This window comes from Chitinophaga japonensis, assembly GCF_007830125.1.
GTDB lineage: Bacteria > Bacteroidota > Bacteroidia > Chitinophagales > Chitinophagaceae > Chitinophaga > Chitinophaga japonensis.
Map to the genome: position 1 here is coordinate 1,297,413 of NZ_VLLG01000003.1, position 22,240 is coordinate 1,319,652.

General features: G+C 48.8%; 14 protein-coding genes. 12 read left to right on the forward strand and 2 right to left on the reverse strand.

The window, feature by feature from the left end; translation table 11 throughout:
* Positions 1-7 precede the first annotated feature (7 nt).
* The 12 genes from LX66_RS14340 (at position 8) to LX66_RS14395 (ending at position 20,940) form a co-directional block, all read left to right on the forward strand.
* On the forward strand, positions 8-3,181 hold the full coding sequence (locus LX66_RS14340) for a SusC/RagA family TonB-linked outer membrane protein (RefSeq protein WP_145714652.1): 3,174 nt from the start codon (positions 8-10) through the stop codon (positions 3,179-3,181).
* Positions 3,182-3,256: 75 nt separating this feature from the next.
* Positions 3,257-5,158, forward strand: coding sequence for a RagB/SusD family nutrient uptake outer membrane protein (locus tag LX66_RS14345; RefSeq protein ID WP_145714655.1), 1,902 nt, complete (start codon positions 3,257-3,259; stop codon positions 5,156-5,158).
* 26 nt (positions 5,159-5,184) lie between these two features.
* On the forward strand, positions 5,185-6,675 hold the full coding sequence (locus LX66_RS14350; RefSeq protein WP_145714657.1) for a family 43 glycosylhydrolase: 1,491 nt from the start codon (positions 5,185-5,187) through the stop codon (positions 6,673-6,675).
* A 504-nt stretch (positions 6,676-7,179) separates the two neighbouring features.
* Positions 7,180-7,425 (forward strand): hypothetical protein, encoded by a 246-nt coding sequence (locus tag LX66_RS14355; RefSeq protein WP_145714659.1) that lies wholly within the window; start codon positions 7,180-7,182, stop codon positions 7,423-7,425.
* Positions 7,426-7,564: 139 nt separating this feature from the next.
* Positions 7,565-8,752 carry a DUF4221 family protein gene (locus tag LX66_RS14360; RefSeq protein ID WP_145714661.1) on the forward strand — a complete coding sequence of 396 codons (1,188 nt, stop codon included), beginning with the start codon at positions 7,565-7,567 and terminating at the stop codon, positions 8,750-8,752.
* 11 nt (positions 8,753-8,763) lie between these two features.
* The gene (locus LX66_RS14365; protein ID WP_145714663.1) at positions 8,764-9,222 is read left to right on the forward strand and encodes a hypothetical protein; all 459 of its coding nucleotides are present in this window, start codon (positions 8,764-8,766) and stop codon (positions 9,220-9,222) included.
* 11 nt (positions 9,223-9,233) lie between these two features.
* The gene (locus tag LX66_RS14370; protein ID WP_145714665.1) at positions 9,234-11,516 is read left to right on the forward strand and encodes a hypothetical protein; all 2,283 of its coding nucleotides are present in this window, start codon (positions 9,234-9,236) and stop codon (positions 11,514-11,516) included.
* 38 nt (positions 11,517-11,554) lie between these two features.
* Positions 11,555-14,293 carry a TonB-dependent receptor gene (locus tag LX66_RS14375; RefSeq protein ID WP_244620401.1) on the forward strand — a complete coding sequence of 913 codons (2,739 nt, stop codon included), beginning with the start codon at positions 11,555-11,557 and terminating at the stop codon, positions 14,291-14,293.
* On the forward strand, positions 14,293-15,072 hold the full coding sequence (locus LX66_RS14380) for a GLPGLI family protein (RefSeq protein WP_145714667.1): 780 nt from the start codon (positions 14,293-14,295) through the stop codon (positions 15,070-15,072). Before LX66_RS14375 ends, LX66_RS14380 begins: the two co-directional genes overlap by 1 nt.
* Before the next feature lie 39 nt (positions 15,073-15,111).
* On the forward strand, positions 15,112-16,257 hold the full coding sequence (gene lepB, locus LX66_RS14385) for a signal peptidase I (RefSeq protein ID WP_145714669.1): 1,146 nt from the start codon (positions 15,112-15,114) through the stop codon (positions 16,255-16,257).
* Entirely contained in the window at positions 16,254-18,125 is a 1,872-nt protein-coding gene (locus LX66_RS14390) for an O-antigen ligase family protein (protein WP_145714671.1), read from the forward strand. The genes lepB and LX66_RS14390 overlap by 4 nt, the downstream gene beginning before the upstream one ends.
* A gap of 10 nt (positions 18,126-18,135) precedes the next feature.
* Positions 18,136-20,940 (forward strand): RICIN domain-containing protein, encoded by a 2,805-nt coding sequence (locus LX66_RS14395; RefSeq protein WP_158642637.1) that lies wholly within the window; start codon positions 18,136-18,138, stop codon positions 20,938-20,940.
* Positions 20,941-21,120: 180 nt separating this feature from the next.
* On the opposite strand, the gene LX66_RS14400 is transcribed toward LX66_RS14395, so the two are convergent.
* The gene (locus tag LX66_RS14400; RefSeq protein ID WP_145714677.1) at positions 21,121-21,306 is read right to left on the reverse strand and encodes a hypothetical protein; all 186 of its coding nucleotides are present in this window, start codon (positions 21,304-21,306) and stop codon (positions 21,121-21,123) included.
* A 46-nt stretch (positions 21,307-21,352) separates the two neighbouring features.
* Entirely contained in the window at positions 21,353-22,222 is an 870-nt protein-coding gene (locus LX66_RS14405; RefSeq protein ID WP_145714679.1) for an SPFH domain-containing protein, read from the reverse strand.
* Between the last annotated feature and the right edge of the window lie 18 nt (positions 22,223-22,240).

The window sequence follows — 22,240 nt, forward strand, 5'->3', positions numbered from 1 at the left end:
TCGTAAGATGAAGACATTGAATTCCACGTTTGCCCTGCTGGGCCTTGCCGCTATTTGCTGCCTTATGCCACTATTGCTCCCTGCCCAGGAAAAACGGGCGGATGTTACCGGCATCGTAAAAAGTGAGGTGTCGGGAGAAGCGCTCTGGGGCGTAAGCGTTACCATTAAAAATGCGGCCAGTAATTTTTCGGCTTCTGTGCAAACAGACAGCAGCGGCGTTTTTACCTTCAGCCGGCTGCCTGCAGGGCCGGGATACACCTTTACGTTCTCCTACATCGGGTTTGAAACACAAACGCTTTCCGGTTATGACCTGAAGTCCGGCGCTGATTTTTCCCTGCGGGTGGAACTGCAGGCCCAGGAGCAGCGGATGAATGAAGTAGTGGTGGTGGGATACGGCTCCATGCGAAAGCGGGACCTTACCGGCGCCATCAGCCAGTTGAAAACCGTGCGGCTGGAAAAGGAAAGCCCACGCTCCGTGCAGGACCTGCTGCGCAGCGGCGTGCCGGGATTATACGTAGGGCAGAATACCTCCGCAAAAGGAGGAGGGGATATGCTGATACGGGGACAACGGTCCCTGAAGGCCGCCAATGACCCGCTCATTGTGCTGGACGGCGTCATCTTCTTCGGCGAGCTGTCCGAGATCAACCCGCAGGATATAGATCATTTTGATGTGCTGAAAGATGCATCTGCTGCGGCGATCTATGGCGCTAAATCCGCCAATGGCGTCATCATCATTACCACTAAAAAAGGCGCCACTGATAAACCTATGGTCCGGTTTGACGCCAGCACGGGCATTGCCGTGATGGGCAGCAAACGCCCGGTATACGACGCGCAGGGCTACCTGGACTACCGTTCAGACCTGTTCAACAGCACCACCCGCTGGGCTACCCCGGCCATGTACCTGCGGCCTACCGATGAAAACCTGGCCAAATACGGGATTACGATGGATGACTGGCTGGCCTACGATGCCCTTACCGGCGACCCGGATGACATCTGGCTGCGGCGCATCGGCCTGTTTGACAAGGAGCGGGAGCACTATTTCCAGGGCCGGACCTATGACTGGTTCAAAGGCTCCTTCCAGCACGGGTTGCAGCAGGATTACAATGTAAGCTTTTCGGGCAGGAACAAGGATCTCTTCAACTATTATGTTTCCTTTGGCTACCTGAATAACGAAGGGGTGGTGGTCGGCGACCGGTACCGCGCCTACCGGTCCAATATCAAGGTGGACGGAAAGATCAACAAGTGGATGCACACCGGGGTGAACATCAATTTCCAGGACCGGTCCGATGGCAACCTGGCCGTGGACTGGGACGGGCAGATCATCAACAACTCGCCTTTTGCTTTGCCCTTTGACGACAACGGCCTGCTGGACCCGCAGCCTATGGGCGCCAGCGTGAGCCAGGGCACCAACTCCGCTTTTCATAACCAGTACAAGCAACTGGAAAAAGGATATACAGTTTTGAACACAACTGTTTACCAGACGATCAACCTGCCTTTTAATATTACGTACCAACTGAACTTTTCCCCGCGCATGCAATGGTTCTACAACCGGTATCATGAATCATCGGAGAACCCGATGTGGTCCGATAACGGGAAGGTGATCAGGGAGAACACCAGGAATTTTGACTGGCAGATAGATAACATCATTACCTGGGACCACACCTTTGCGCAACGGCATAAAGTAAAGGTAACGCTGCTGCAGAATGCAGAAGAGCACCAGTCCTGGAACGAGAGCATCACTGCCCGGGATTTTTCCCCGACCGATGCCCTGGGCTTTCACAACATCGGCGCCGCCAATCCTTTAAAGACCACCATCAGCAGCAATGATACGCGCAGCACGGGCGATGCGCTGATGGCGCGCCTGTTCTATTCATATGATAACAGGTATATGCTCACCGCATCGGTACGCAGGGACGGGTACTCTGCCTTCGGCGCGTCCAACCCCAGGGCCACCTTCCCTGCGCTGGCCTTTGCATGGAGCTTTGCAAACGAGCGCTTCTTCCACTGGGCGCCGATGAGCAGCGGCAAGCTGCGCCTGTCCTGGGGCATGAACGGCAACCGCTCCATCGGCATCTACCAGGCCCTCTCCAACCTGACCACGGGCGCCGGGCGCTATGCCTATGTACAGACAAACGGCACGGTGTACGAGCTGTCGCAATTGTACGTGGACCGGATGGCCAACTACGGCCTGAAATGGGAAGCCACTTCCTCCTGGAACATCGGGCTGGACTTCGGTTTCCTGAACAACCGGATCACCGGCAACATGGAAATATATTACATGCCTACTACCGACCTGCTCATGGACCAGTCGCTGCCCGACTTTACGGGTTTCAGCACCGTCACCACCAACCTGGGCGAAGTTGTGAACAAAGGTTTTGAGCTGGGCCTGACCTCGGTGAATATGCACCGGAAAAACTTTGAATGGACCAGCACCCTGGGCTTCTTCTTCAACCGGAACGAGATCAGGCATCTTTACTACACCTACGAGGACGTGCTGGATGCGGACGGTAAGGTGATAGGCTCCAGGGAGATCAGCGATATATCCAACGGCTGGTTCATCGGGCACGACATCTCCTCCATCTGGAACTACAACGTACTCGGCATATGGCAGGAGAACGAGCGGGAGCAGGCCGCCCGCTACGGGGAGATACCGGGAGACGTGAAAGTGGAGGACGTTAACAACGACGGGAAATATACGAACGATGACAAAAAGTTCCTGGGCTATACCACCCCGCGTTTCCGCTGGACGCTGCGGAATGATTTTACGCTGTTCCGGAACATAGAGCTCTCCTTCAATATCTACTCGAACTGGGGCCATAAACAGACCACCACGGACTACCTGAATAATTTCGGGGCCGGTACGGACCGTACCAATTCCTATGTCCGGAAATACTGGACGCCGGAAAACCCGTCCAACAAGTATGCGAGGCTGAATTCCACCAATGTGCAGAACATCACGCCGCCGCGGGCCCTTGATAAAACGTACATCCGCCTGGATAATGTGGCCGTTGCTTACTCCCTGCCCACGCATATTGCCAGGAAACTGGATATGAGCCAGTTCAAGGTATACGCAGGCGTGCGCAATGTGGCGGTATGGGCAAAGGAATGGGAGTACTGGGACCCGGAAACCACCTCCCTGATGCCCAGGTATTATACCGTGGGACTTACTGCCACTTTTTAAAATGTTAAACCGGGTTTACGATGAAACCAACATGAATACAAAGGTTCCATCTGACCACTGAAAAAAAACAAACAGATGAAGATCACGTTATATAAAACTGCCAGGATACTATTGCTGGGGATAGCCGTACAATTACCGCTGAGCTGTTCAAAAGACTGGCTGAAACCAGACCCGCTGTCCTTTTACGAGCCTGCCATTACCTTCACTTCGAGAGAAGGGCTGGAGGCGGCTATTACCAGTTGCAACCGGAACCTCAATTACGTATGGACCGGGGAGGGCGCGCCGCTGCTCACCGACCTGCTTTTTTCCGAGGTGGCGGTGAACGGCACTACCGATAAATCCGGCCCGGCGCAGGACCTGAACGCCATGATCACGCCTACCTCCAACAACAACCATGTTAATACCAACAAGATCAATTTTTTCTGGTATGAAGGATATAAAGGCATTAAGTACGCCAATACCATCATATCCAACCTGGACCGGGTGCCGGGGCTGGATTCCACCCTGCGGAACCAGATGATGGGTATGGCCTATTTTCACCGCGCTTTTCGCTATTTCTGGCTGGTATTTGAATTTGGGGACGTGCCGCTGCTGACCCGGGAGATCACTTCCCCGAAGTTCAATTTCCGTTCCACCAAAAGAGAAGTGATACTGCAGCAACTGGTATCCGACATGGAGTTTGCCGTGGCGCATGTGCCGGCCGCCGCCGATTTCGGGATGGTGAACAAAGGCGCCTGCCAGCAACTGCTCATTAAATGCTACCTGGCCACCGGGGCCTTTGACAAGGCCATAGCGGTAGCCGGCACGCTGATCAACAGCTCCGGCTATTCCCTGATGACCGCGCCTTTCGGCGCTTTTGAGAACCCCATGCCGGACATTCATAACATTACGAGAAATGTGATCTGGGACCTGCACCGCGCCCCGAATAAGTCCATTGCGGCCAACCGGGAAGCGATCTTTAATATCATCAGCCGGGAAGACTTTGCGAACAGCCGGCAGGATATGTTCACCATGAGAAACGCCACGCCTTTTATTTCAGGCAGCGGCAACCAACTGATCAGCACTCCTTCCGGCAAACCCGGCATGAGCACCAGCTATAAGCTGACGCACGACAAGATAGACCTGCGCAAAACCTATGGCAGGGGCGTAGCCATCACCCGGCCCACCTGGTACAGCACCCACACCATTTGGGACGATACCAGCGACCTGCGTCACAGCACCCGCACCGGAAACTGGGTGCGCATGGAGGACCTGGTGTACAACAACCCTGCCCTGCAGGCCGATGGAGACCCTTATTACGGCCAGCCGTTGCAGAAGTATAACAACGACGGCAAACTGCTGGTAACGGATACCATCAGGACCTGGTTTGACTGGCCGCATTACAAGCTGTGGGTGGCGTCGCCCAGGAGTGAAACGGTGGATAACTATAACGGGGGCGCCGGGGACTGGTATATTTACCGGCTGGCGGAAACCTACCTGCTGCGGGCCGAAGCCCATTTCTGGAAAGGCGACCTGGCCGCTGCCGCCGAAGATGTGAATACCATCCGCCGCCGGGCGCATTGCACAAAAATGTATACGGCCGGCGAGATGACGATGGGAAAGATCATGGACGAACGGGCCAGGGAACTTTTTTACGAGGAGCTGCGGCATATGGAGCTGAGCCGCGTATCCTACATTTTTGCGCTGAGCCACAAGGCCGACGAGTTTGGCAAAACATACACGGTAGAGGAGCTTTCCAGAAGCAGCTACTGGTATGAGCGGGTGAGCAGGTACAACAATTTTTACAACAAGGGTGTTAAAACCGTGTATGGCGCGGAGTTTACAGCCAGCCCGTATCATATCTTATGGCCCGTACCGCAATCGGATATAGATGCCAACCGGGAAGGCCGCCTGAACCAGAACTTCGGCTATTCCGGCTATGAGCTGAACCAGCCGCCGATCGATAACCTCCAGGAGGCGATCGATGCACAGAAATAATCCTTTGATAACCCAAACCCAAACGGATGAAAACAAATATTGTCTATTTACTTGGCGGCTTATGCCTTGCGCTTTGTGCCGCCTGTGAAAAAATATGCCTCGACCCGCCGGGGCATAGCGAGGCGGATTTTATCGTAGAAAATACCTTCACCAATCCGCTGGTACCGCGCGGCGCCGATCCCTGGGTGACGCAAAAGAACGGGACTTACTATTTCACCTATACGCAAGGGGGCAAGCTGGTGCTGTATGAAACGAAGGCCATGTCCGAGCTGGCGCTGGCCACACCACATGATGCCTGGATACCGGAGCAAGGTATGCCGTATTCAAAAAACCTGTGGGCGCCGGAACTGCATGCTATCAACAACAAGTGGTACATCTACTTTGCCGCCGACAACGGCTCGAACGCCAATCACCGCATGTACGTAGTGGAGAACAGCTCCCCGGACCCTATGCAGGGCAATTGGGTGTTGAAAGGAAAAGTGGCCGATCCTTCCGATGAATGGGCGATTGACGGAACCGTTCTCACGTATAAGGGACAAATGTACATGTTGTGGTCCGGCGGCAATGCGGGCGCCGCGCCGCAGCATATCTACATTGCGAAAATGAGCAATCCCTGGACGATTGAGAGTGAGAAGGTGGCCATCGCCAGTCCAGCCTATCCCTGGGAGATGAACGGCAGCGCGATCAACGAAGGCCCCCAGGTGCTGATAAGCCCGAACGGGCAGGTGCTGGTTGTGTATTCAGGCAGCGGCTTCTGGGTGGACACCTATTGCCTGGGATTGCTAAGCCTTAAAGCAGACGGGGACCCCATGAATCCTGCAGACTGGACGAAAACGCCGGACCCTGTTTTTTCGATGAACGCGGAGAGCGGCGCCTATGGGCCTGGTCACAACGGCTTTTTCAAATCACCCGACGGCACGGAAGACTGGATCATTTACCATGCGCGCAGCGCGCCCGGCGGCGGCAGCCGGAACGCACGCATACAAAAATTCACCTGGCATGCAGACGGCACGCCTGATTTTGGCGTGCCGGTCAAGATCGGTGCCCCGGTGCAGAAGCCTTCCGGTGAGCCAATACGGAAGATCTACCGGACAGACAACTGGTCCATCGCCGGCTACAGCTCGGAAGAGCTGGCGAACGATCGCCTGGCGATACGGTTAATAGACAACAATGTGTTTACCTTTTGGATTACACGTTATTCCACTGCACCCACCCATTACCCGGACCACTGGATCACGGTGGACATGGGAGATACCCTTGCCGTAGATGGTTTCATCTTGGTCCAGAAAAGCGGCGACCGGAAAATAAAAGAGCTGGAGCTGCTGGTGGGCAATGACAACCAGACCTGGGAAAGCCTGGGTGTGGTTGAGCTGCTTGATCTTAGTCCCAACAGGCAATATATTGATCTTGCCCAGCGAAAGCAATGCCGGTATTTCAAGCTGGTGCCGGTATCGGGGCATGATAGCCAAGAGCAGCCGGGGCTGGCGGAGGCGGCGGCCTTTATATTGGAGGAGTAGCGATGGGGTTGCGGGATAGGATGAATATTTAGATTCTTATTTGCTTTTTTTAAATTACTACCATATATTTAATCATGAATTAACAATTCGATCCCTTGAGATGCCAATATTTATTTGATTAAACTGATACCTTGATATAGTTTTTGACAGATACCCGAAAATGTAGAAGCCCCTCTGTCAGGCTAGCTATGCGTGTGTTGTTATCCCACTTTTCTTTTGTCGAACCTGTGCAGTATCGAATAAACCCTTATTCTCCAGAATATAGCGACAAAATAACCAAGTGGAGCTTATTCCTTTTATTTCTTCACCCAAAAAAAATGTCCTATGCCAGGGTAGAAAACACAGAGGTCATTATTATGCTTATTAATGATTGTGTGTTCTGAGAACAGATCCATAAGATATCCCGCGGAGATATTCCTCTAAACTGTTTCGCATGTTGATTTTCCTCAAATTTTAATATCGAAGGATATTAAAGCCATTCTCCACCATTTAAACATCTCAAGCATGAAAAAGAAAATTTTTGCAGGCCTGGGCGTAGCAGCAATTGCTGTGGCCGTATTCATGACAACCAACACTTCCGGCTCTTCTGCCGATGTTACATTACAAAGCTTATTCAAGATCAATGCCGCCAATGCAGAATGTTGCAGTACGCCTATAAACAACGGACGTTGCAGCAGTTTAACAGGGAATTGTTACCCTGATGCAGGCGGATCAAGTAACAACTGTGATTCCACAAAAGGTAACTGTTAATTAGTCCCGGAATGGCTATCTGGCCGGCGTGTACAAGATCACACGCCCCCGGGGCGAGACTTTGCATCAAGGCTGGATAGCCTGTAATAAATTCCGCGGAATGAATGCCATCACTACCGTAATGTTATAAACTAACAGCATGAAGACCCTCCCATTTTTAATATTAATGAGCCTTGTAGTTGCCTGTAATTCAGGTACAGGCGTTGAAATTGAGAATAAGCACCAGGGAAATTTAAAGGCTGCCAAAACGCTGCAGGTTGTTGGTAATAAAAAGTTTCCACTGGATAGCCTTTCTGCACCACGTCCTCCCTATATACAGCTATATACGGACCCCCAGGGTAAAGAATTTCTTGCTATGCTTAGTGCGTATTCCCAAAACATCAGTATTTATGAGTACGACTCTTCATCAGCACCCGTTAGCAGGATATCCGTCAACCAGGTGCAGATACCATTAGCGTTCCACATTAAAAATATGGATTCAATTTTTGTCTACGACGACAAGTTGATGGAGATGGTCCTCCTGGACAATAAATTTGACATTGTTTCAAAAGTGTCTCTGATCAATAATGAAAATATCAAAGATCTATCATGGACATTTAAATATCCCCAATACGTTCCGCATACGGTAAATGAAATGCTGGAGCGCGAAGGCAAACTGATCTTCCCGGGACAGTATATCTGGACCTTGCCGGACTCTCTCACCCGGAAATTCAAATTTGCATCCGTTATCGACATGGATCACAGCAATGTGAAATATATACATAAATACCCTTATGAATTGTATGGTCATAATTACATGTGGGACGAGCCTATGTTTACTACTGCATATTATGATATGATGCCTGGTAATAACAGGCTGGTGTATAGTTTCCCTGTTTCACATGACCTGTTTATTTATGATCTTGATGCCGATAGCGTTAAAGCCGTTTATGGAGGGAGCAATTTTGCAGCCAGTATCAGATCCATGGATAGAGCGGAATTCAAGCAATCAAAGATACCCCAGGAATATATCTATCAGACCGCCTGTACAACTGATCTGTATGGCGGGATCATATATGATAAGTACAGGGATGTTTATTACCGGTTTATCAGGAAAGCCCTTCCCGGAAAAGGAGTAAGATTAAGATGGGAGAATAAGCCCGTTGCAGTTGTTATAATGGATAAGGAATTTAATTACCTGGGAGAAACGGAGATTGGGAATATGAATGAATACTATCCCGATAACGCTTTCGTGACCAGGGAGGGCCTGAATATTGAATATGTTGATCCTGCTGATGTGGAAGAAAAGTTTTTATGGTTTAAAATTTTCTCACCTAAGGATATTTAAAATCTGCTATCATGAAAAGGTATTTTATCCTATGTTTCCTTATATTGTCAATAGTTAATTATTCCTGCAGTAAGACGGAGGCCGACCGGGAAGATACGGTGATAGCGGAGGGAATAAAGGAAATCAAACTGCCCCCCGGATACAAATGGCTGGTAATATTACCAGGACTTGGCTGCAGGGGGTGCATACAGGAGGCGGAAGCCTTTATGCGCGACTATATTGAGAAACCGCATATATTATTCGTTTTGACAAAGGTGCAGTCGCTTAAGATATTGGAACAAAAGATTGGCAAAAAACTACATGACAGGAAGAATGTCTATATAGACAAACAGGGATTTTTTGACATTCCTACCAATAATACGATTTACCCCTGCATTGTGCAATTGGAAAGTGGTAAAGCAATCGCGCATCAGTTTCAGTCACCGGATAATGGACAGGCTTTCCAATTATTGAAAACACAGATCGAATAACCAAAAAGGAAATGAACCAGCGTCTGAGAATTTGTTTTATTACCGGTTTTATCTGCATGAACATCGCATCTTTTGCACAATCCAGCCACCACCTGGTGGAGCGCCTGGAGCAGAGCATGGACGTATATGCACAAAGGCAGAATGAAACATCTGTTTACCTGAGATGCAATAAGGATGTATATATTGCCGGTGAAGACCTCTGGTTCAGTTCCTTTGTTCTCAATGCGCAGCATTTGTTATTATCTGGCCTGGACAGCATCTTATACCTGCAGTTGGTGCATGAGGAAAATGACAGCGTGATCTGGAAAGAAATGTATCCAATCAACCAGGGAGTAGCCAGCGGGCATGTATTTCTGCCCCATACATTGGAAGAGGGAACTTACCTGTTGAAAGCTTATACAGCGCACTCCTATTATGCCGCTCAGCCTTATTTTTATGCATTTACGCCTGTTCAGGTTGTTAAAGATCCTCGTGCTATAAAAAGATACTGGCACCTGGCACAGTCCATCTCGCCCGGGAAAGGAGAGCCGGTCCGTTTCGATATTTTTCCCGAAGGGGGAAGCCTGGTGGCCGGGCTGCCCGGTGTAGTGGGATTCAGGGCGGTGAACAAGGATGGCCTGCCGGTGAATATCAGTGGAGTATTGTTGAAGAATGATCAGCCCTTGCTGGATATTCAAACTGCTCACGCCGGGATGGGCAGCTTCCGGTTCCAGCCGGAAGCCGGCGCTGAGTATACTGTAAAGCTCAATAATGTAAAAGATAGTTTATACCGTATTCCGGTAAATTCCGGGGCAGGCGTAACCATGCATCTCCAAAACAATGACAGGGATAGCCTGGTTTTTAAAGTTGCAGCAGTGCAAATGCAGCCGAAACGGGTTGCTTTAAGATTACAGGTACGGGGAGTGCTGCAGTTTATTGTAGCAGGCCTGCTCAGGGACAGCTTGATAATAAAGATCCCCACGACAGGTATTCCCCCTGGTGTGGCGGAGGCCACGCTTTTTGATGAGCAGTTGCGCCCGCTGGCTGACAGGCTGCTATTCCTGCACCAGGATAACAGGTTGAACATCCAGGTCAGCCAGTTGAAGGAATGGTATGGCCCCCTGGAGAAGGTATCATTAAAGATCAGGACCACAGACGGCCAGGGCCACCCTGTTCCGGCCGTTTTAAGCCTCAGGATCGTGGACGGGTTATTCATTGATAGAAGGAATGTACAGGATATCACCAACTATTTCCAGCTCTCCACCCAGTTGGAAGATAGTATTTATGATCCTGCCTATTATTTTGATACTGCAAATAAAGACCGCCGTTCTGCGCTGGACGCGATGTTAATGACCCGGGAAAAGGAGCGGTATAACTGGAGCGGACATAGTATGAGCCGGGACACATTAAAGCACAGGTATGTATTGTCGGACAGTATAAAAGGCACCTTGTCCCCGATAGGGCGCCCTCAAAAAGATAAACAACCATTGATGCTGATGCTTTTTAACCACAATAAAAGCCTTGTCCGGTTTACCGGAGCGGATAAAAACGGCGTGTTTTACATAACGCCGGAGCAGCTTCATACGGGCCGACGGTTCTTTATCAAATATTTTGCTGAAAGTGAATACAACATGCAGGTGACTGACCCCTTTGACGCCATTAAGGCCGTGGAGCGTGAGGTTCGCCCGGTACATTTATCAGGGGAGAAGAGTATCGTGGTAGACACGGCCCCCCTGGATACAAGCCGGCTGCAGTATGGTAATATGTTACGTGAAGTAGTAGTGCAGGCGGCAGGCAGGGGATACGGCGACAGGTATTTTGGTTACCTGGATAGTATAGCAAAGTTTGAAGGCAATACGGATTACGTAGGCCAGTGCGGCTGGTTGAATTGCCCAGCCTGCGGAAGCGGGAAGAAGCCTGTTGAAGGAGTTACCTATTCAGAACTTGTGGAGTCCAAGAGGAGCCAGGTATCCAGTCACCCTTTTTCTTTTACGGCGGCAGATATGAGAAAAGTCACCTATCATTATCCCAAATATACCGAGGAAGAATTGCTGAAAAAGTTCAAAATGATCATGGTGAAGGGGTTTTATGAGGATCGGGTATTCTCCGGGCCGGACTATGACAAAGCGGATAGATCGGTGGCTGATACCCGTAATACATTATACTGGAATCCTGTGATCATCACCGACGGGAATGGGGAGGCCTCTGTCAGTTTCTTTACTTCCGGTATCCGTAGCGCATTTACCGGGATCGCAGAAGGAGTTTCCGGTAACGGCAGTTTAGGAACGGCCACATTTGGTTTTAGCGTAAGATAGCCCTTAAAGACAAAATACTCCATCAAAAGGCTTGCCTGATGATATATAGATACCTCATTTCCTGTATTATCCTATGGATGTATAGCACGGCGGTTGATGCCCAGTCGCATGCAATGAAGGGAACTGTAAGAGATACCGGGATGGGTATTCCCCTGGTGAATGCCTCCGTTGTTTTGTTGCAGGAAAAGGACTCGTTCATCGTTGCGGACACACGTACCGATGAGAAAGGCCGTTTTCTATTTGACGGCCTGGCAGATACTGCCGCCTATATATTGTTTTTATCTTATCCGGGCTATGCCGCCTACTCCCAAAAGGTAGAAGGGCGCTGGCTCCGGGAGGGAACCGGTGACCTGGGAACGCTGGGCCTGGTGCTAAAGTCAAAGCTCCTGCGGGAAGTTATTGTCAGGTCGCAGGTAGCCGCCATCAGGATCAAGGGAGATACTACAGAATATTCGGCAGCGCAGTTCAAATTACAACCTAATGCTACTGTAGAAGAATTGTTAAGGCAACTGCCAGGGCTGCAGGTCGATCAGTATGGCAATATTACCGCACAAGGGCAAAAGGTGAAAAAAGTGCTGGTTGACGGGGAAGAGTTCTTTGGCGATGACCCGACACTTGTAACCAGGAACCTGCGTGCAGACATGATTGATAAAGTCCAGGTTTACGACAGGAAATCAGATGCAGCAAATTTTACCGGGATCGATGATGGCGTAAGGGACAGGACAATAAACCTGAAAGTCAGGGAAGATAAGAACCACGGTGTTTTTGGAAAGGCAGACCTGGGCGCCGGTACGAATGAGCATTATAACGGGCAGGGAATGCTGAATGCCTTCAGCGAAAACCGGAAGATGGCTTTTTTTACCACCTTCAGCAATACCGGGCGTACCGGGCTGGGTTCCTCCGACCGGCAAAAGATAGGAGCTGATGGGGACGGGGCCGGGAACTACGATGGTAAAGGATTGCCCAGGTCTGTGTCCGCAGGGGCACATTATAATAATAAATGGAATGCGGGTAAAGAATCGGTAAACGGGAATTATACGTATAACCTGATGAACATTGAAGGCGATGATGAAGTGGGTTCGCAGAATAACCTTCCAACCGGGCGCATTCTCAGTAATTCGTTCCGCCATTTTGCCAATCGTGATACCCGGCAAAGCGCTAATGGGAAGTATGTCCTTAAAGCCGATACCACCTCCACCATTACAGTTTATGCAAATGGGTACCTTTCAGACGCTGAAAGCGGCAGCTATGGCGCATCCCGCAACAGGCGGGAAGACAGCACGCTAATTTATGATAATGAGTCGCAGGATGATAATAATTATCGCCTTAACAGCTTCAATGTGAACTTTTCATGGGAAAAACAGTTGAAAAGGAAAGGGCGGACTTTATCCCTTTATGTAAACAATCATTTTGCTAATGACAGATCGGACGGGGAAAGCCGCTCCAGTACCGATTTCTTCGGCCCGGCAGGCAGCCTGGATAGTTCCAGCCTGCTTTTCCTGGGTAAAAGCATGCATGACAATTGGCGTAGCAATAGTCTTAAGGTTTACTATACGGAGCCCCTTGCAAAAGGGCTCTCGCTGATCCTGGGCTATGAGCTGGGCAATAGCGCCACCCATGATGACAAACGTTCCTATGATCTGGCTAAAGACCCTGCTGCTACCCAAATGGACGCGGAGTTCAGCTCCGTTGTAAACAGCAATACCTGGGCTAACCAGGGTGGAGCGGCTATAAATTATGCATTGCCCGGAATCATAATACGGGCAGGAAACGATCTTAAGCTGGTGACGATGCATATTGATGACCGGTTGCAGCAGCTTGCGTTGCGTAAAGATTTTCTGAACTGGAATCCCACTGCCAGTATAGAGGTCAAAGTTGATAAGTACAGGATGCTGCAAGTAGCTTACAAAGGTAACAGCAACAGTCCTGAGCGGACCCAACTGCTACCGTTAAAATTTAATAATGGACAATTGGCTACCTTCCTGCCTAACATGGAGCTTGAAAATAGCTTCACGCATAAATTGAGCGGATCGTATAATGCCGCCCGGATCATGTCAAACATTTACAGTGGCATAAGCGGAAATGTAACGCTTACCACTGACCCTATCGCACAGGCGATCACAGTAGACCCCTCAGGAAACTACCGTTATCGTTCCGTAAATATGAATGGGTTCACCAACAGAGCATATTATGTAAATGTTTATTACTCCAGGAAGATACTTCCCGTTGATCTGCAGGTAGGAGCGGCCGTTACTTCAGATGGTGGTACTGCCTTCAGTTCCATCAACAATGCGGTGAATAAGCAGCGCTATAATACCGCTAAGATCGGGCTGGAGCTGCTCAAGTCGAAGGTCCGCAGATACAGCGCTTACCTGGTGGCGCAGGGAGGCTATACGGTCAACAGGTCTTCCCTGCAACCGGAAAATCCGAATAATTATTTTTCCTTTGAATTAAGACCTACTATAGATATTTATTTTCTTAAGAAGTTTCAATTGCATACAGATGCTTACTACCTGTGGCAGCAGAAGACCCGGGCATTCAACGATAATTTTGATCGTATGACCTGGAATGCCTGGATCGGAGCGAATTGCCTGAAAAATGATCAACTCACCATTAAATTGTCCTGCAATGATATCCTGAACCAGAACAGTGGTTATTCCCGTACCGCCAATAATACATTCTTTTCTGAAAACAGGTATACCACGATCCGGCGGTTCATCATGATCGGGGTAACATGGAATTTCACCAGATTCAATCATATTAAACAACAAAACTGATGTTCATATGTACGCTGATATCATGGATACTGTTGCTGCCAGGCGCTGTGACCGCGCGGCAGCAGGCTTTCATCAGTAGCGGTAAGATCATATTTGAAAGAAGGGTGAACACCTTTGCCGCGATGGAGATATTCCTTGGAGAAACCGGTCGGGTACCGAAGGAGCAGATACCATTATTTATGCAACAATACCGCAGTACTGCTCCGCAGTTCTGGACAGAAAATTTTGAGCTGTACTTTGACAGGCAGCATACACTCTACCAGCCTGAAAACCCCGATATGGATCATTCCCCAACATTTGTTATTCCCATCGCCTATAATAATAGGGTATACAGCGATCTTTCAACTAAGGAAACGGTGGCGACCAAACAGGCATTTGAGAAAACATTTCATATTAAAGATGAATTGAGGAAGATCCGTTGGAAATTAACAGATGAGACCCGGGAAATTGCCGGCTTTCAGTGCCGGAGGGCCAACGCTTTGTTGTTTGATTCCGTTTATGTCGTGGCCTTCTATACGGACGAGATACTTACCAAAGGTGGTCCTGAAGCGTTTAACGGGCTGCCGGGCATGATCCTGGGTGTTGCGATCCCGTATCAGCATATCACCATCTTTGCCAAGGCGGTAACACGCGTGGATACGCAGGCGGGAAACTGGAAATTACAGGAAAAGGGGAATGATCATTTGATCGATAGCAAGGAATTTACCGCCATCATGGATGAACTGCTAAGGCAGTTCGGGTTTACTGCTGCATGGGTACGGTTATTCATGACGATATAAAGGAAATAACCGGTACAGCATATATATTCCGGATGAAAAATGAAAAAGTTACTATCCGTACATAAGTTTGACCTGGCTATTGTACTGCCCCTGGTCTTCCTGCTCATGCACAGCATCTACTGGCTGGTATGGTTGCTGGTAATTCCCTTTATAATGGCATTTGTATGTTTTTATCTCCTTAAATGGTTGCTCCCGGTACGGTTTCACCCGGCCATGTTATTCACTTGCAGGCTGTTCTTACTGATCACTTATACGGTTATCTGTAAATTATATGTATTCGATATTTACAGGGTGAATAGTGAGTCAATGGGTGGTACGCTTAAGAAGGGGGATGTACTGCTGATCAACAAATTAGCCTATGGGCCGGCAGCGATTAAGGGCATAGCAGATATTTCCTGGATCAGGATCTTTGCGGACGAGCCGCCACCGGATCATAAGTTTGGATGTGCTCCCATACAAAGAAAGAGCGGTTATTCCGTCATTCACCGGAACGATATATTTGTGTACGAATTGTTCCCGGATTTTTTTGTGGTCAAACGCTGCATCGCCCTGCCTGGAGATATTATCAGGCTGCGTAATGACTCGGTATTTATAAACGGGCAGCCGGCAGATTTTCCCGCTTCTTCCCTAAGCCAATATGTGCTGAAATTTAAAAATCAGGGAAAGCTCAGGGCGTTCGTCAGAACTGTTTCCCCGGAAGCCATTTTATCTGTGGATGTCGATTCCGGCCGTATTGTAGCCAGCCTGCCTTACGCCACCTTCCTGAGTTTAAGAAATGACAGGGAAGTACAGGTGGAGCGGCTGCTGAATAAGCAACTGGACGGGAAAATACCTTATTTCTGCCCCGACAAATGGACGGTCAATACGATGGGACCATTTACCATACCTTTTAAAGGGCTGACCATTACGCTCGATGCTGTTAATAGCCCTGTTTACAAGGAAACGATCCGGCATTGGGAGTGCCGGCCTGATCTCAACTGGCAACCAGGCTTGCCTGGATCCAGGTATTCTTTTGGTGAGAATTATTATTTCATGCTGGGAGATAATAAGCCCGTTTCGGAAGACTCCAGGTACCTGGGAGTTATACCGGAGAAGAATATTGTAGGGAAAGTGGTCATGACCATCTATTCGTATCACGATGGAACCTTTAGTTGGAAACGCCTCTTTAGAAATATAAACGGATGAAAGAAAATATGCCAACAATCAATGATCTGCATGCCCGCCGCCGCTCCATTTTGGAAGGCATATTGGGTTTCGCTGTGACGCTTATGCTGATCTTCACCCCATTGCAAAATGATCCGGACCTTGAAAACGCCACAACAATCTCAAAGACCCTGTTCTTTGCCAGCGGCATACTTGTGCTGGCACTTCCGGCGCTGATCATATCGATCATGTATGACAGCGGCAAGCGTTTCCGGCTGACCAGGATTGACCTGGTCGTAGGAATGTTTGCGATGTATATTCTGACCGGGATCCTGCTCAGGCATGATTTCCGCCTGTCGGCCAGGATAATAGACCTTATTGCAATATTGCTTTTTTATATCATGCTCAGGAGGCGCCCTTTAAATTTTTTTCTGCCTCTTTTATATGCCGTTTCCGCCTCTGGTATTATCCAATCCGGTTATGGCTTGCTGCAGGTATATAATATCATCCCGTCTCACAGTCCGTTCAGGCTAACCGGCACTTTTTTCAATTTAGGCGCTTATGCTGCTTTCATTTCGCTCTGTACCTGTTCTTCGGTTACATTGGTCCTTTTTTTTGAGAAGCAGGTATTGGATGCCGTTAAATCTTCTCCCGCCGGATTTGTGCAGATGCTGGCGGCGCCATTGAAAATTATTCCGTGGTTGAATGTTGCCCTGGCAATTATCGTACTGCCCATGACTTATAACAGGACAGCATGGATCACCGTGTTGTTGGCAGCGTCCTGTATGTATGTGACGAAAACAAGGTTCAGGTGGTTCCCTTTTAAGAAGAGGGTGGTAGGCTATTTATTTTTCAGCTTGCTGGCAGTAGTGTTATTGACTGCCGCCTATTTGCTGAAACGGAACTCGGCGGACGGAAGAGTGCTGATATGGAAAGCGACAGCAGGCATTATAAAGGACCGGCCAATATTTGGTATAGGATACGATCAGTTTGGCGCCCGGTATATGAATTACCAGGGCAGTTATATGGAAACCAGCGCTACTGAAAATGAAAAGCAACTGGCGGATAATGTGTACTATGCATTTAATGATCCCTTGCAGTTGACGGCGGAGCTGGGCACCGTTGGCCTGTTATTGATTATTGCGCTGGTTATCTGTTGTCTCAGCGTCGGAACTGGATACGAACCCTATAAATATGCAGCTCAGGGATTGCTCCTGGCCTATGTTGTGACAAGCCTGTTTTACTATCCGCATTTTATTTTGCCACTGAAAATAGTCGGGGCAATTGCACTGGCGATGCTTGCTGCGGCAGACCAGGAAAATTTTCTTTCCTTCCCGGGGCTAACGTTTGGCCGCAAGCCGCAGGCAGTGCTTTTCCTGCTTGTGCTGGTGTTGTCAGTTGCAGGTATAAGGTATCTGGGGCGCCTGGCAGATGGATACAGGAATTGGCAGAAGGCTCAAACGGCTTACGAGACACAAAGTTACCAGCAAAGTCTGCGCTATTTTAACCGTGCTTTTCCCGTTTTAAGCGCTAACGGGGAATTTTTGTCGGGAATGGGAAAGGCTTACCTGAATGCCGATTCGTTGAATAAGGCAGGTTTTTATCTTGAGCAAAGCAGGCAATATTTAAATAATACGGTAATAGAAATTGCGCTGGGGGATATAAAAGCACAGAAAGGGCAATTTGCGGCGGCGGAAAGTCATTATCAAGCTGCGCTTGATATGGTGCCTAACCGCTTTTACAGTGAGTTTATGCTCCTTAAACTGTATGCGATCAGCAGCGACAGCGCCAGGACCTGTAGCAAAGCTGCCGAAATATTGCATAAGCAGGTCAAGGTACCATCTACCGCTGTACGGCAGATACTGGATTCTGCCAGCAGGTACTATGCTAATTATAAATGTAGTCAATAATCTCCTGTCTATGTTGGTATTTAAATTTTTAACGGCCCCTTTAAAAGATCTGTTGTGGCTGCATTGCCTCCCCTTACTGATACTGCTGGTGCTATGCAGCATTACTTTTTCCTGCAGTTCCGGGAAGGATGATATTGAAACGGAAGTTATCAGCTACTTCGAAAAACAGGGTAACCCGGACAAGCTCAGGGCTGCCAGGTACCTGTTGGAGCATATGAAAGGACACTATGGCTTGTCCGGCCCCAACTATGACAAGTTCCTGCAGGTACTCCATGACATTCATAAGCTGCCAATGCAGCGTAGAAGCGGGGCGATCACCGAGCTCGTTACTTATTATAAGATCGGGTATGAGTTTTTTATCAAAAAAGACGGCGAATCGCTGCCGGCCGCATACCTGATCCGTCATATTGAGAATGCATACCAGGTTTGGGAAAAGGTGCCGTGGCAGAAGGATTATAGTTTTGATATTTTTTGTGAGTATGTATTGCCATACCGGATCGAGAATGAAAGATACAGTAATTGGTTTGAAAAGTACAATGCTGCCTTCCATGGCATATTCGATGAGATATTTTTCTCCGGGGGATCAGTTTATAAAGCTATATCCTTTGTGAAGGATACAACCCGGTACCTGACTTTGGAAGACGGGGATAGCTCAACTTTGGTAAAACTGGCGCCTGGAATGAATGCGATCTCATTTGATAGCATCAGCATTGATAAAGACGGAGAAAAGTACGTGCGTATTCAGTATACAGGTGGTTTTGATTCGGCCAGGATCAGGCTTGTGCTCAATAAGCGGGATACCATTATGAAAACACTTTACCCGACTGCCAGTTTATATGCTTACCCTGGAAAACAGTTCAGGTTTAAACTACATTTCCAGAAAGGAATAAATACAATTGATGTCAGCTCCATTAACAGGAATATAGGCATTGACTATATTGATATCATACCGGTTGAAAAATTCTATAGAAATGATCCGGCATTTGGATTGGTTGACGGGGCCAGCTATATAATCAGGAACGTTGGCAATGGGTCCTGCCTGCAGCTTAAATATAGCGCTGCTGATACCCTGTTGACACATGGTTCCTATAAAGGATTGAAAAGCCAGCAATTCAATATTCAGAATATTGACTATGGTTTTTTCTGCTTGTCAGCGCTTGAAACCATGGAATTAAAGAAGACGATAGAAGTTTCAAATGATCCCGGGAAAAATTACGGCAAGCTGCGGCAGGGGAACTTTAGCGGAGCAAATAACCAGCAATGGGCTATTATTCCGGGCGGCGGTAACAGCTATAAGATCATTAGCAAATCGAACGGGAAATGCCTGGGTTTAACCGGGAAAGGCGGGTTGGTGGAACAAGCCGTGGACGCCGGCATACCGGCGCAGCGCTGGAAATTTGAGCGGACCGGCTCACCTGTGATCTTTGATTCGGCACATGTGCCGCAAAACAGCCCGCTTGAATATGCCTGCCGTGTAAAGGACGCGCTTAATTTTGACTGGATGTTGTTAGGGCATTATTTTCCATCCTTACCCGGGGAGGATATGCTCAAGACCTATACCGGTGATTGCAGGGAACAGTCGCATTATTTACTGTATGTGCTGCGGTCGCTTGGCATACCTGCAGCAAGTGATTTTGATCTGCAGCACCCTTACCGGGATATGGGGCATGACTGGAATGCGATCATCGATAATAAGGGGAAGACCATCTATTACCAGATGGGCAAGAAGCCCGGTACCGGCAGGCCGGATTCACCTGCCGCCAAAATCTACAGGAGGACCTTCAGGGCAGATCCCGCTTCCCTTTTTTATAGTAAAGCTCCGGCAGAGCCTGTCCCGGTTTTCTTTAAGGATCCGTATATAAAGGATGTTACAAATGAATATTTTAATACCAAGACCATTTCGGTCCGGCTTTTTACCGGAAGTAAGATCTCATCCCGTAAAAATGCATATTTATGTGTCTGGGATAACCAGAAATGGTTTCCGGTAGCCGCGGGGAAGATGGATAAAGGTATGGCCACCTTTAAAGATATGGGATTAAATGCTTTGTATCTGCCAGCCATATTTGGTGATGATGATACAATTATCCCCGCCGGCGACCCATTCATATTAACAAGTGACGGCCTCGTTCAATATATTTCACCGGACACGGCAAGGAAAGCGCCTGCGGTGCTTAAAAGGAAATATTACTGGGATGCAAAGCATCTTGATACGAGAATGGATGGCGGCAAATTTCAGGCCGCCAATAAAGCTGATTTCTCGGATGCGGTCACGCTTTATATATATAAGGGTAGGACGCAGCCAATACCTTATACTATTCCTGTTACAAATGCCGGTGCCTATAAGTTCCTTCGATATGTAAGCCCGAGAGGGGGATATGGCGGCTTGGCGGAACTGGAATTTTTCAATGATCAGGGGAAGGAAGTAGCCGGCAGGATTATTGGCAGTGAAGGCAGCTATAAGGATTTTGGAAATACGAAGGAAAAGGTTTTCGACAAAGAGCTGCTTACCTTCTTCGATGGCGTAAGCAGGGGTGTCAACTGGGTAGGCCTGGAACTGGAGCAGCCTGAAAAGATCAGCAGGATCAGGTTTGTGCCCAGGAATGACGGCAACTGCATAGAGGTTGGAGATGAATATGAGCTGATGTGCTGGAATGGAGATACATGGAAGTCCCTGGGTAGAATGATCGCCAGGGAGGATTCGTTGATTTATAAGCAATGCCCCACAGGAGCGCTTTTCTTGCTCCATGACAGAACGAAAGGAAGGCAGGAGCGGATATTTACGTTCAGCCCGACCGGCGGGCAGGTGTGGTGGTAGCCTTGTTGGATTTGCCACCGCTTTCTTCAGGAAAATTGACTATCTCCTCTTTTTGTGTGAAAAATTAATGCAGGGGCAAAGCAATAGTGGATAACATCGGGGAAGCTACATTATACTGTCGTTTTCATAGCAAAAGAGCTGGCGACACCGCCAGCTCTTTTGCTTATAAATGGGATGACATTATTTTTTTTCATCCTTCTTGTCCTTTCCTTTCGGCAGCCTTCCCGCTTCCTTCAGCGCTTTCATCACGATCCATTCCATCTGTCCGTTTACACTTCTGAACTCGTCGGCCGCCCATCGCTCCAGCGCATCGTAAGTAGCACTGTCTATCCGCAACACAAAGGATTTTTTATCTTTCGCAGCCATGAACGTTTATTGTTATAGATTGTTTCTTGTCATTCCCGGTAGTCGGTTACTGATACAATGAACCCGTATTCAACACTGGTGTAGCAGCTTTCTCGCCGCAAAGCACCACCATCAGGTTGCTTACCATCGCCGCTTTGCGCTCTTCATCCAGCGCGACGATCTGCTTGCGTGATAGTTGTTCCAGCGCCATTTCCACCATGCCTACCGCGCCTTCCACGATCTTGCTGCGTGCCGCCACAATAGCTGTGGCCTGCTGGCGCTGCAGCATGGCGCCAGCAATTTCCGGAGCATAGGCCAGGTGGCTGATGCGTGCTTCCCGCACGGTGATGCCTGCCGCAAAAAGCCGGTTGTTCAGTTCCTGTTCCAGCAGCTCGTTTACTTTTTCACCACCGTCCCGCAGTGTGATATCCGCTGTTTCATCTTCCATCCGGTCGTATGGACAACTGGTGGCAAGGTGTCGTACTGCGGCTTCGCTTTGCACCTGCACATATTGCTGGAAACCTTCCACTTCGAACGCGGCTTTATAAGTGTCATTCACCTGCCATACGATCACCGCCGCGATCTCAATGGGGTTTCCCATCTTGTCATTCACCTTCAGCGTTTGCCCGTTCAGGTTATGTGCCCGGAGAGAAATTTTCTGGGAGCGGTATAAAGGGTTCACCCACAGAAGCCCGTTCTGCTTCACCGTGCCTACGTACTTTCCAAAGAAAGTGAGTACGCGGGAATGGTTGGGATTCACGATCTTGATGCCCTTGGAAATGAAGATGAACATGATGGCAAGAACGATGGTGCTAATCGCCCACCCTCCGCTGTCAGGCTGAGAGGTCTGGATTACGGTGTAGATGCCGCCGAAGAAACAAAGAATGGACAATACAAAAGCGAGGTAGCCGGACATCGGCCTGATTATTTTTTCCATAATGGGGATATTTTAATT

What these genes read in the sequence shown, in the direction of transcription:
- LX66_RS14405 (WP_145714679.1), bottom strand. Translation starts at nt 22,222, where the DNA reads ATGGAAAAAATAATCAGGCCGATGTCCGGCTACCTCGCTTTTGTATTG.
- LX66_RS14360 (WP_145714661.1), top strand. Translation starts at nt 7,565, where the DNA reads ATGAAGACCCTCCCATTTTTAATATTAATGAGCCTTGTAGTTGCCTGT.
- LX66_RS14370 (WP_145714665.1), top strand. Translation starts at nt 9,234, where the DNA reads ATGAACCAGCGTCTGAGAATTTGTTTTATTACCGGTTTTATCTGCATG.
- LX66_RS14395 (WP_158642637.1), top strand. Translation starts at nt 18,136, where the DNA reads ATGTTGGTATTTAAATTTTTAACGGCCCCTTTAAAAGATCTGTTGTGG.
- LX66_RS14380 (WP_145714667.1), top strand. Translation starts at nt 14,293, where the DNA reads ATGTTCATATGTACGCTGATATCATGGATACTGTTGCTGCCAGGCGCT.
- LX66_RS14400 (WP_145714677.1), bottom strand. Translation starts at nt 21,306, where the DNA reads ATGGCTGCGAAAGATAAAAAATCCTTTGTGTTGCGGATAGACAGTGCT.
- LX66_RS14350 (WP_145714657.1), top strand. Translation starts at nt 5,185, where the DNA reads ATGAAAACAAATATTGTCTATTTACTTGGCGGCTTATGCCTTGCGCTT.
- LX66_RS14390 (WP_145714671.1), top strand. Translation starts at nt 16,254, where the DNA reads ATGAAAGAAAATATGCCAACAATCAATGATCTGCATGCCCGCCGCCGC.
- LX66_RS14355 (WP_145714659.1), top strand. Translation starts at nt 7,180, where the DNA reads ATGAAAAAGAAAATTTTTGCAGGCCTGGGCGTAGCAGCAATTGCTGTG.
- LX66_RS14345 (WP_145714655.1), top strand. Translation starts at nt 3,257, where the DNA reads ATGAAGATCACGTTATATAAAACTGCCAGGATACTATTGCTGGGGATA.
- lepB (WP_145714669.1), top strand. Translation starts at nt 15,112, where the DNA reads ATGAAAAAGTTACTATCCGTACATAAGTTTGACCTGGCTATTGTACTG.
- LX66_RS14340 (WP_145714652.1), top strand. Translation starts at nt 8, where the DNA reads ATGAAGACATTGAATTCCACGTTTGCCCTGCTGGGCCTTGCCGCTATT.
- LX66_RS14375 (WP_244620401.1), top strand. Translation starts at nt 11,555, where the DNA reads ATGATATATAGATACCTCATTTCCTGTATTATCCTATGGATGTATAGC.
- LX66_RS14365 (WP_145714663.1), top strand. Translation starts at nt 8,764, where the DNA reads ATGAAAAGGTATTTTATCCTATGTTTCCTTATATTGTCAATAGTTAAT.